5 protein-coding genes are annotated in these 12,799 nt (G+C 37.0%); 1 reads left to right on the top strand and 4 read right to left on the bottom strand.

What is annotated here, in order from left to right; translation table 11 throughout:
• Positions 1–290: 290 nt before the first annotated feature.
• The 4 genes from FFWV33_RS12020 to FFWV33_RS12005 all read right to left on the bottom strand — a co-directional run bounded on the left by FFWV33_RS12020 (position 291) and on the right by FFWV33_RS12005 (position 4,262).
• Positions 291–497 carry a helix-turn-helix domain-containing protein gene (locus tag FFWV33_RS12020; RefSeq protein WP_108741120.1) on the bottom strand — a complete coding sequence of 69 codons (207 nt, stop codon included), beginning with the start codon at positions 495–497 and terminating at the stop codon, positions 291–293.
• A gap of 244 nt (positions 498–741) precedes the next feature.
• On the bottom strand, positions 742–2,976 hold the full coding sequence (locus FFWV33_RS12015; RefSeq protein WP_108741119.1) for a hypothetical protein: 2,235 nt from the start codon (positions 2,974–2,976) through the stop codon (positions 742–744).
• A complete protein-coding gene (locus FFWV33_RS12010) occupies positions 2,973–3,731 on the bottom strand; it encodes a hypothetical protein (RefSeq protein WP_108741118.1) in 759 nt (252 codons plus the stop codon). Before FFWV33_RS12010 ends, FFWV33_RS12015 begins: the two co-directional genes overlap by 4 nt.
• 12 nt (positions 3,732–3,743) lie before the next feature.
• Complete coding sequence (locus FFWV33_RS12005; protein ID WP_108741117.1) at positions 3,744–4,262, bottom strand: T9SS type A sorting domain-containing protein; 519 nt, start codon at positions 4,260–4,262, stop codon at positions 3,744–3,746.
• A 1,885-nt stretch (positions 4,263–6,147) separates the two neighbouring features.
• Here FFWV33_RS12005 and FFWV33_RS12000 point away from each other — a divergent pair.
• Positions 6,148–12,780 (top strand): type I polyketide synthase, encoded by a 6,633-nt coding sequence (locus FFWV33_RS12000; RefSeq protein ID WP_108741116.1) that lies wholly within the window; start codon positions 6,148–6,150, stop codon positions 12,778–12,780.
• Positions 12,781–12,799 lie beyond the last annotated feature (19 nt).

The following is a 12,799-nucleotide window of genomic DNA, read 5'->3' as shown; positions in this document are numbered from 1 at the left end:
GACAATAAACTATAAAAATACTTCTTTAATCACCTAAAATTAGTATTTATTTATCAGTACATGCCCTACGATAATATAGTAATACATGACTTTTTATACCGCATTCTATAGTAGTAAAGGTTTTAATTTTCGATAAATTAAAAAAGGAATTTTATTTAAAAACGTTGTGTTTTTATTTCCTACTAAATGTGTAAACAAAAACAAAAAAGAAAATTCTGCAAATTATATTTACATATAAATCATTAAAAAATAAAATGTAGATAAATTTATTCCTAATAATATCAATGGCATTAATTAAAAGCAAATAATTCGCTTTTTTTAATTCCTAAAACTTTAGCTAATTTATCTAATTTGGAAATTTTTAAATCGACATCGCCTGTTTCGACCTTTAGATAGAGCTGTACTGTCATTTCCATTTGAATGGCCACATATTCAACGGTATGCCTTTTCATTTCACGGCTTTCTTTAATTTTTAAATAGATACCAACAGTACTCATATTTTAAATGTTATTCATTAAACCTATAAAAATCAGTCAAACTTATACAAGCTAAATGACTAAGAAAAATTTATCTGTTCAAAGACAATCAAAATCCGATAAAGTTCTATTCCTTCAAATATTCATCACTTATTCAGCACCACTGCTATAATAAAGATAAATCTATATTTAAAAAAAAATCTAATACATAAAAAAGGTTCAGATGAAAATCACCTGAACCTTTTTTATGTATTTCTACCCATATTTATTGTGTTACTAACAATTGCGGGTATGGATTAGGAGCCGCATCGATAATCACTGTAGGCACTACTCCTTTAACAGTCATCATAAACTTATTAATTGTTGGATGGAAAAGTAAGTTAGTATTCATAAATAATGACCTATCAAGTTTATTACCTGTGTGTTTCCTGTCAATTGCATCACCAACTATAGTAGAGTTTAAAATAGTTTGGCTTGTACTATTATTAATTACTGAGGTTGAAAAAGGTACGTTATCCATAAAATTACAACCTTCTGCCCATATTTGAACAAAATGATGAGTAGCAATAGTTGGCTTATTATCATGGAAGTCGCAGTTATATAATGAAATATCACCACCTCGAATAATATAGTCACCATAAGTGTTTGTAAAATCACAATTTGCCATTATCGGAAAGTTATTACTCCCGTTTTCGTATGCAATTTCATTATTATCAAACTTACAGTTTACCCATGCATTTAAGTTATCAGCACGAGCTGCCTGCACCGACACGCCTATTCCGCAGTTTAGAAATTGGTTATCATAAAAAACTACTTTATCTATATATCCTGGATCACCAGTAAAATATTTAGAATCTTGATAAAAACCAATGCCGCAATTAATAAAACTCACATGATCCCAAAAGCAATTATCTGTACCTCCCATTTTGTAAAAATGAGCACCTATAGCTTGGTCTCTAAAAATCACAAACTTAGGTGTGATATAACTTGTACCCCAATAATTTTCAGGGAAAAACTGTCCTTTAGACCCACCTTGAAGTGTTAAATATGCTAATGTATAATCAGTACCAAAGTAATCAGCACCAGGTGACTTCTTGTTATACATACTAATTAAAGGAAAATCATCGGTCAAACCGCAAATTATAGTCTTACCAGTACCTGCACCAATAATTCCCTCGCCATTACTTCCAACATTTAAAGAGGAACCAATATAAAACACGCCCTCAGGTAATTCTGCAATTTTATTTGTATTTATTAAATTTTGAATATATGATGCACTATCAGGTTTTCCTACTCTATCTATTTTCCAATTTGCTCCTAATGGATCAGGTAAATTTTCCCAACTAGGTCTTGACCAAGGTGTTTTTTTGGTTCCTAAATAATCCGTAACCATTGTTCCTGTATTTGATAAAACAGTAGACTGTATTAAACCATTTATATATACGTCGGAAGTATTGTAAATATCTTGTAATCTCTGTCCGCTTAAATCATAACCTCCAACTGTGCCTTCTTGTCTGGTTATATCTATATAACTTCCTAGATTAAATGCATTCGTAGTTGTAGAAATTTTACTCAGTACAGAACTTCCTATTCCATTATTAAGTAATAATAATTTTTTCGCATCTATGTTATATCCTCCCGTGGGAGTTTTAGAATAATCAGTACCACCTAATTCCGTAATATTAAGTACTCCCATATTAGTAGCATAAAACATAGATTTATTACCAACACTCAAACCCTCCGAGTTCCACATTTCAGTATCTACACCTACCCAATTTGAAGATTGCAAATTATCTAACACTATAGCATCACCTTGAGGCGTTAACAAGTTCGTCCATAAATGGGTATTACCATAACTAGGCGTAGAACTATTACCTTTTATAGTAATTCCAGCAGTACCTCTTGGCTCAGCTCCCCCCCCTTGTATTTTTATAAACTTATTATTTCTATAGTAACCTGATTTGCTAAAATCTAAATTAGTATAACTGATAATGAAATTTATGAACTCACAATTTTCTATCATAGCTCCTGAATCAGCGACTATACCGGTAAATGCAAAATTTTTAAACAAGCAGTTTGTAATAGGTGCTCCGTTTCCAAGGTGTAGATCTTCACCTTCAACATGCATATTTATTAGACTAACATTTGAGCTTCCACCTGCAACAGTAATTTTTGATGTCCATGAAAAAGTTGGGTGGCCGTAAATATGTTGATTACTATGCATTGTAATTGCTACTCCTTCATAGCTTCCTTTATCCAATCTAATAGCACCATACTGATCCAGTGCTTTTTGAATATTAGCCTTTTCTGAAAGCGGCAAAAAATGCGCTGCAAAATAGGCTTTCTCTTCAATTTGATTTAAATCAATTACTCTTGAAAGTGGCGCCTCCACTATCGATGCAGCCTTCTGTAGTTCCGGTTTTTTATTTTGTGCGTACTGGTAGTTTTGTGCAAAACTAGCTGTGGTACAAAATAATAGTATGTTTAATAATTTTCTCATTGTCCTGAAATTATATAAGAATTATCTCCTGTTTTTCTCAAAAACCCAAAGGTTACATTGGTTGCTGCACTTGAAAAGCTAGCAGTTCCGCTGTCTTTATAGTTCAAACTTACTCCTGAAGCTGCTTGTATAGTTAAAATTGCTCCATTATGTGCTTCTAGATTTACGGTATCTCCAATTGCCATGCTTGAAAAATTTGTTGGCAAGGTAAGAGTCGCTGTAGTGGTACAAGCAATAGTATTGTTTACATCAGCTACTACAAAGCTCCTTGCCGCTGTTACCGACATCAAGGTAGCTCTATATGGTGTTGCTACTGTATTTGCAGCTGCTGTTGGAGCTGCTCCTACCAAGCGCTCCGCTGTTTTGGCATGTAAAGCATAAGGTACACTTAGCAATTGGGTTATCCCTACAATGCTATAGTTAGAGCCACCTGCAGGATCTACCTGTGTTTCTATGAAATAAGGTCCGTTTTGCCAAGCGATACTGCTAAAGCTTCCTGTTACTGCTTTACCTGTTCCAATTTCCAAAGAAACAAGTCCGTTGTTGTTGGTATTTGGTGAATGTGTTTCTTGATAGACTGTAGCTCCTGAAGCAGAGGTTTGGTGCACGAGCACGCGTAGGCTAATTCTAGAATTGACCACCAGACTATTGTCTTGTGCTCTAATTATCGCTTGGTAACTCATTTTTTCTGGTGATTGCGCTTGCACAGATAGTGCAACTGTCACCAATAATAGTAGGGTAAGTATTGATTTCATTTTTGAGGGTTTTTAGTTTTTTACTATTTTGAATGTTTTCGTATGATCATTGTCTACTACAACTTGCAATAGATAGACTGCCGAGCTAAGATCGCTGACATTAATTTGGGTTTCTTGTGTTTTGATGCTGCTTTGTTTTAGCATTCTTCCTTGCATATCGTAAAGTTGGTAAGAACTCTGCGTTTTATTAAGCACTATTCCCGTCATGTTTATGGATACATAATCTGTTGTTGGATTAGGAAAAATAACAATTTCTGCGATAGGATCAACATTTGTAGGAACAATTAATGTAGTTGCCGTTTCATTTTGTTGAACCCCTTGTGCTAGTTCATATACTGACTCGCCTACGTAGGTATAAAAAACTTGCCCGATAGAATAGGCTACGCTTCCAGAACTTCCTTCGGCATTGTTACCTGATGTAATAATGTTCCCCATTACATCACCGTTACTATTTTGGCTGAAACCTGCAAACGAACCGAAGAAGATCGTTAGCAGCACCACTGTACTATATTTGATTTTTAAATTTTTCACCTTACTGAGATTTTTAATTGTTTATAAATTAATTCTGGTACAAACATAAACATATAAACCTCTTTATCCGTCAAAATGAATTAAAAAATCGATTAAATACACGAATTAACTCATTTGTTAGTAAAAAACCTATAAACACTATTTTGTTTTTTGAGTTGTATTTGTGCGACACCCCAACATCACAATAACTATGCCATTGAAACATTTTCAGGAAATTATGTAACTTTTATTTTTTTCAAAGTTTTTGCTTAAAAAAGCAAAACTTTCGACAAATGAACGGGTATTTAATCAAAATGGTGCTTTTGAGGATACGATTTACCAATATCTTAAAATAGGTACTTTGAATCTTGAATCTCATAATGTTGAGTGGTTTGGATTATGGAATTCTTAACGAGAAAGTTATTAGTTAGGAGTTATCTGCTATCAGTTATGAGTTGTAAGTTATCGGTTTTCGGTTATCAGTGTTCAGTTAGGAGTTGGGAGTTATAAATTATGAGTTAGGATTTAGGAATTAGGAATTAGGAATTGGGATTTAGGATTTAGGAATTTGGACTTAGATTGAAGTACTCGTTCAAATTGTTGTTCTTAGGTTATAATTATATTTTCAAAATTGTCCTAAATTTAATTTGAGTGTTTTCGCTACCACAGTTTGCATCTCGACAGGCTCGATGGGACAAAATTGTGGGTGTACATTATATATAGGAGTTGAAAGCAAATTTAAGTTAGGAGTTGGGAGTTATTAATTATGAATTATGAGCTATAAGTTATGAGTTACGAGTTTTCGATCATCAGTTAGAGGAAACTCCTTCTTTAAGATTGTTGTTTATAGGCTACAATAACATTTTTAAAATTATCTTGCTTTCAATTTGAGCATATCCGTTACCACAGTTTACATCTCGACAGGCTCGATGGGACAGAATTGTGGGTGTACATTATATATAGGTATTTGTGGCAACTCGTCGAGAACTAAATAAGTTAGGAGTTGGGAGTTATAAATTATGAGCTATAAGTTATGAGTTTTCGGTTTTCAGTTATCAGTTAGAAGAAACTACTTCTTTAGATTGTTTTTAGGTTATAATGACATTTTCAAAATTGTCTTGTATTTAATTTGAGTGTTTCCGTTACCACAGTTTGCATCTCGACAAGCTCGATGGGACAAAAATTTGGGTTTGCATTATATATAGGTGTTGGAAACTACTAGTTGAAAACAAATTAAGTTAGGAGTTAGGATTCAGGAATTAGGATTTAGGATTAGGGATTAGGGATTTAGATTGAACCACTCGTTCAGATTGTTGTTCTTAGGTTATAATGACATTTTCATAATTATCTTGCATATAGTTTCAGTGTTTCTGTTGCTACAGTTTACATCTCGACAGGGTCAATGGGACAAAATTGTCGGTACTCCTTATATATAGGTGTGTCCTATAATGTGAACAATCAATTGAAAGTCGGATTATGAAACATAACTACTAAAATGGTCCGACTTAGCCTATCGAAGACCTTTATACACTTATAGCTACCAAATGGACTACAAATAGTAACTTAATTATTGAAAACGGAGACTAAGCAACTAATCGACAACGTTTGTACGTTGAATTTGTGCCATTCATCGACATTATACTGTCTTACAAAGAAATAATAATTGATACCCAATAGTTTTTCTTTCTTTTGCAGTAGTATTTACTTCTTTTTATAACAATAAAGAGGTAAATATGAAATAAATACCACAATCCTATTGGATCAATGCCCCGATCTACTAGTCTTTTATGAGTTACTTCTATCGAGCATTTTCTCCTTGGTTGTTAGCTAAAAAAGTCTTTCTCTTGTTACACACATTTTTGTGGTGGTTTATTTCAGATTAGAAAAACGAATTAACGTTAGCACCATGAAGCAAGCAATACATACTAGTTTTATCAACACCCCTACTTCTATCGAGGATTGGACTGTTCTGGATTTATTTCAGAGACAAGTAGTCGAACATCCATCGAATGTTGCGGTTGTATTTGAAAATAAAACACTTACCTATTTGGAATTGGATGTGTTATCCAATCAACTAGCGAATTATTTAACTAGTATGCATGGAATAGTCGAAGGAGATTTTATAGCTATACTATTGGAGCGCAGCGAGATGTCAATTGTGTGTATGTTAGGGATTTTAAAATGTGGAGCTGCTTATGTTCCTATTGAACCTAGCTATCCTTTGCAGCGAATTGAGTATATTGTTAAAGATAGCAACAGTGCTCTTACCATTGACGATCACTTTTTATCACTTTTTATTTCCAGTACATACCTAGATAAATCTTATTCTACATTTAACTTCAAAGTCAATCCCAATCATTTAGCCTATGTAATTTATACCTCAGGAAGCACAGGGAGTCCTAAGGGAGTTATGGTGGAACATAGTAATTTGTATAATTATGTTGATAGTACTAAATACATACTTAGTGATACTGTAAATCAGTCTGGATGTTTTGCTCATCTTTCCATGTCTTTTGATGGAAGCGTGACCGAGCTGTACACTCCTCTTATGTATGGAAAGAAAATTATTATTAGCACTGCCGCTAGCAATGGTATATTTTCGGATAAAAACTTATTTAAATACGCTCCCTTTGACTTTATAAAAATGACACCCTCGCACCTAAGTTTCTTAATAACTGCTGTGCAAAGGAACAAAAATCAAAAACTTAGCTCTCAATTTATGCTTGGTGGCGAAGCACTATACCAACATCATATAGATTTACTTAAAGAAAATGGTATTGATGCGGTTCTATACAATCATTATGGTCCAACAGAAGGAACAGTGGGTTGCTGCGTCTATAAAACTCACACTACAATTAATCATGTTACTGAAAATATTCCGATTGGTAAACCTTTAGCGAATGTTCAATTACATATCATTAACAAAGAAAATCAAGTTGTCCCAGATGGAGAAATTGGTGAACTTTGTATTGCAGGAAAAGGCGTTACAAAAGGCTATATTAATAGACCTGAATTAAATGCAGAAAAGTTTTGCTCGAACCCATTTCATTTGGGCACGAAAATGTATCGTTCTGGCGATTTGGTTAAAAAAGATACAGACGGGAATATTGTCTATATGGGGCGTATTGACGATCAGGTAAAGGTTAATGGATACCGTATTGAATTGGGTGAAATTGAAGCTGTACTCCTTAGCTTGCCCGAAATTAAATTGGCCACTGTAATTGTTAACAAAGATTTTGAAACTGCACGAATTGTGGCTTACTTAAAAGCGGATGGAAATAACATAACAAATAGTACTGTAGCTGAACTACTTTCTACCTTGCTGCCTACCTATATGATTCCTAGCGTTTTTATGTGGGTAGATCAATTTCCGCTGAATTCTAACGGTAAAATTGACAAAAAGAGTTTGCCAAAACCAGAATATATCCGTCCTTCAAATGCTCCACTTTTTCGAAAACCAAAAACGGAACTGCAAAAAAACATAGCTACAGTGTGGCAAAAGCAATTGCATATCCCTGCTGTGGGCCTTGACGATAACTTTTTTGAGATGGGTGCTACTTCACTCTTAGTACAAAAGGTAGTTGCTGTATTGAATAATGAATTAGATAGTCCTATTTCTGTTACCAACATCTACCAATATCCAACGGTAGGTAGTTTGAGTTCGTTTTTGGAACTAACCATAAAGGAAGAAGCAAAATTTGATTTTTCGAAAACAAAAAAAAATACCCGAACTGATGCTGTTGCCATCATTGGCATGGCGAGTCGCTTTCCAGGTGCTAATACCATTCCTGAACTTTGGGAGGTCTTAAAAAGCGGAAAAGAAACTATCACTTTTTTCAATCGCGAAGAATTGGATGCGGCTGTGCCTGAAAGCCTGCGCAACGATCCTTTGTATGTATCGGCACGCGGAATCATTACGTCAGCGAATCGTTTTGATGCGTCCTTTTTTGGTATTAATCCAAAATTAGCCGAAGTGATGGATCCACAGTTTCGTTTATTCTTAGAAATTGCGTGGGAAGCACTAGAACAAACGGGTTACTTACCAGCGCATTACAAAGGTAAAACTGGCGTTTATGCAGGTGTGGGAACCAATACCTATTATAAGAAAAACATACTTCCGAATGCTGCCATCTTAGACCAAATTGGTTATTTACAAGCAGAAACGGTTAATGAAAAAGATTATATTGCCTCTAGAACGGCATATCAACTGGACTTGAAAGGGCCTGCCGTGAGTATTCAATCGGCTTGCTCTACTTCGCTCCTAGCCATTGCGCAGGCGGTAGAAGCGATTCGAAACGGCCATTGTGATCTTGCCCTCGCAGGAGGCTCCAATATCACAGCACCCATCAATAGTGGTCATTTGTACCAAGAAGGTTCGATGTTGAGTAATGATGGGCACTGCCGATCGTTTGATGCTGACGCAAAAGGAACCGTTTTTAGTGATGGTGCTGGTGTAGTGCTCTTAAAAAGTCTAGAAGACGCGCAAAAAGATGGTGATACTATTTATGGTATTATTAAAGGAGTTGGAATTAATAATGATGGAGGAAACAAAGGAAGCTTTACAGCTCCTAGCACCGAAGGGCAAGCCGATGCTATTGCGCAAGCGATGCAGGATGCCAACATTGCACCCGAAACCATTAGCTATGTAGAAACGCATGGTACCGCTACTCCACTGGGGGATCCTATTGAAATTGAAGGTTTAAAAATGGCTTTTGGCCCTGCGCCCGAAAAGGAATCTTGTGCTATTGGTTCTATCAAAAGTAATATGGGTCACCTTACTGCTGCGGCAGGGGTTGCTGGATTGATCAAAACCGTTTTGGCGATGTACCATCAACAGCTGCCACCGTCTTTGGGATTTGAAAATCCGAATCCGATTATTGATTTTAAAAATAGTCCGTTTTTTGTTACTACCCAATTGAGAGATTGGAAATCAACTACCGATTTGCCTTTACGTGCAGGAGTAAGTTCATTTGGTGTGGGCGGAACCAATGTACATTTAGTAGTCGAAGAATATCCGCAAGAAATTAAGATCTTCGGTCCTAGTCGTCCAGAGCAATTGCTGTTATGGTCTGCCAAAACAGCGTTTAGCGCTCAAGGCTTTCAAAAGGAATTGGGACAATTATTAAATACGGAAAATGAAATTGCATTAGCTGATGTTGCCTATTCTTTACAAAAAACCCGTCAGAATTTTACACACCGCTCTTTTTTGGTAGGGAACACAAATGTTGAATCGGCCAACCAATTGCTTTCGATACAAAAAACTAGTATTAAATCGGCTGTGCTAAAATCGGTACCCTCCGAATTGGTTTTTCTATTCCCAGGCCAAGGATCGCAATACGCTCAAATGGGAATGGCATTGTACCAGCATGAAAAAGTGTACCAAGAGACGATTGATCTTTGTGCAGAACTTTTGAAAAAAGACCTTCTGATTGATATCCGAACGGTTTTATATCCAGAACGTCCCAGTCCGGAAGCAGAAGCGCAGTTGAAAGATACGCGCTTTACCCAACCGGCTTTGTTTGTTACCGAATATGCGTTGGCACAACTTTGGAGCAGTTGGGGGATACAACCCACCGCCATTTGTGGTCATAGTATTGGTGAATTTGTAGGTGGTGTGCTGGCTGGAATTTTCAGTTTGGAAGATGCTTTACATTTGATTGCCTTACGTGGTCAAATGGTGAGTGAACTGCCAACGGGAACTATGCTTTCTGTTCGAATGAGCGAAGAGGAACTACTCGCTATTTTGCCCAAAACACTCTCTCTTGCAGCGGTAAACTCGCCTGTATTGTGTGTGGTAGCGGGTGAAGAAAATGAAATTTTATCTTTTTCGAAAATGTTACAACAGGCAGAAATCGCCAACAAACAGCTATTTACAAGCCACGCTTTTCATTCACACATGATGGATGCTGCTGTGGGGCCATTTGAAACTGCTGTTCGAAAAATAAAATTAGGAACTCCTACCCTTCCCATTACCTCATCGGTAACGGGAACATGGCTTACAAATGAACAAGCAACCGATCCAACCTATTGGTCCAACCATATGCGCGAAGCCGTTCGCTATAGTCCCGCGGCAAAAACATTACTAACGTTGGATGATCCAACATTTTTAGAAGTGGGTCCTGGGCAAACATTAACGGCTTTAACCAAGCAACAAGGAGCGGGAAATTTGATCGCTGCTTATACAAGTTTACCCTTGCCAAAAGAAAACGGGAACGATTACCAATCGATTTTGACCACTATGGGTGAATTGTGGTTGAGGGGATTTGAACCCGATTGGAAGGCTTTCTATCAAGACCGACAACGACAACTTATTGCGTTGCCTAGTTATGTTTTTGATCGAAAACCCTGTTGGATTGATCCTCCCAAAGTTGCACCAATAGCAACCTTGGCAAAACAAAATGAACAACTATCTATCAAAGCTCCACTAGTGACTGAGCCGACAAATGACCTATTACCTATGAGAAAAATTACTATTTTAAATCAAATTGCAGCTGCTATCAATCAAACTAGTGGTGTAGAATATCCAGAAGATGCTACTAGCTATTCGTTTCTTGAATTGGGATTGGATTCCTTGACCCTAACCCAATTGGCTATTCGATTAAAAAAAGAATTCAAACTCCCCATTACTTTTCGTCAACTTAATGAAGGTCTAAGTTCACCCGATTTGTTAGCCGACTTTTTAGATGCGCAACTTCCTCCTGAACCTGTAGCGGTAGCTCCAGCAGTGGCTCCTATACCGCAAGTTACTCCTGTGGCTGCGGCAGTTGCTAGCTATACTCACCCTGTTAGTTCTGAACAAAATAATACAGCGTTGGGATTGATTGCTCAACAAATTCAGCTACTAGGAAAGCAGATAGAATTGCTCCAAGGAACACCGATTCAATTACCCACCACTAGTCATCAAGAGGCAGCACAACAAATGCCTCAGCCGATACTTGCACAAAATTCAAACGCAGATAGTAGAACAGCCAACGAAATTGTTGAGCATTCAAAACCTTTTGGTGCTTCGCCAAAGATTGAAAAATTGGCAACCGAATTAGCGCCCTCGCAAGCTGCATTTTTGGCCCAACTTGTAACGAGCTACACTAAAAAAACAGCTGCTAGTAAAACCTATGCACAAAAGAATAGAAGTATCATGGCCGATCCAAGGGTGGTTACTGGTTTCAAACCCCTAACCAAAGAGATGGTTTATCCTCTTGTTATTGAAAAATCAAGTGGTAACCAATTGTGGGATCTCGATGGAAATCAATACTTAGATGCGCTAAATGGTTTTGGATCTTGTTTTTTTGGTCATCAACCTGATTTTATAAAAGAAGCCCTTCACCAACAAATTGAAAGTGGTTTTGAAGTTGGACCTCAACATCCCCTTGCCGCAGAAGTGTGCGAACTTTTACTTTCGTTCACCAACCAAGACCGTGCAGCCTTATGTAACACAGGATCAGAGGCGGTATTGGGTGCTATGCGTATTGCGCGTACCTATACGGGACGCTCTTTGATTGTTGCTTTTACTGGTTCGTACCATGGAATTAATGATGAAGCATTGGTTCGAGGTTCGAAAAAAGGAACGAGCTTTCCGGCTGCGGCAGGAATTATGTCGGAATCTGTTCAAAATATGCTCTTATTGGATTATGGAACAGATGAAAGTTTGCGCATTATCACCGAAAGAGCCGATGAAATAGCCGCTGTACTGGTAGAACCGGTACAGAGTAGACGACCTGAATTTCAACCGATTGCTTTTTTGAAACAATTGCGAGCTTTAACAGAACAAAATGATATTGCCCTTGTATTTGATGAAGTGATTACGGGATTTAGGTCTCATCTTGGCGGTGCACAAGCTTTGTTTGAAATCGAAGCCGATATTGCAACCTATGGTAAAGTAATTGGCGGTGGAATATCTATCGGAGCTATTTTAGGAAAACGAAAATACCTAGATACCTTGGACGGTGGTCAATGGAGTTTTGGAGATGATTCGATTCCGGAAATTGGGGTAACTTATTTTGCGGGAACGTTTGTACGCCATCCGTTGGCACTTGCTAGTTGTAAAGCTTCACTTCTTCATTTGAAAGAGCAAGGTCCTGCTTTGCAAAATCGTTTGAACGCCATGACCGATCGATTGGCTGCGGAACTAAATGCTTATTTTAGTTCGAATGGTTTGCCTATGGTAATCAATCACTTCAGCTCATTATGGCGCATGAAATTTAACGATGACGTTCAATACACTGATCTCCTTTTTACAGTATTGCGTGAAAAAGGAATTCATATCATGGACGGTTTTCCGTGCTTCTTGACTGAACCGTATACCGATCAGGATATCGATTTTATCATAGCTACCATCCAAGATAGTCTTGTGACTTTGGTTCAGGCTGGCTTTTATGGTGGTACTAGTTCAACGTTAGCCGCAGTTGCTAATAAAAACAATGTTACGCTAAATATACCTCCTGTCCCTAATGCAGATTTAGGAAGAGATCCTGAAGGAAATACAGCTTGGTTTGTAGAAAATGAGACCATTGAAGGATCGTATGATAAGATTAACTTGTAAAAACTAACAGAGAAAAGTA

The organism is Flavobacterium faecale, assembly GCF_003076455.1.
Classification (GTDB): Bacteria; Bacteroidota; Bacteroidia; order Flavobacteriales; family Flavobacteriaceae; genus Flavobacterium; species Flavobacterium faecale.
Note: the sequence above shows the minus strand (reverse complement) of the source record. Positions and strands in the feature narration are given on the sequence as shown.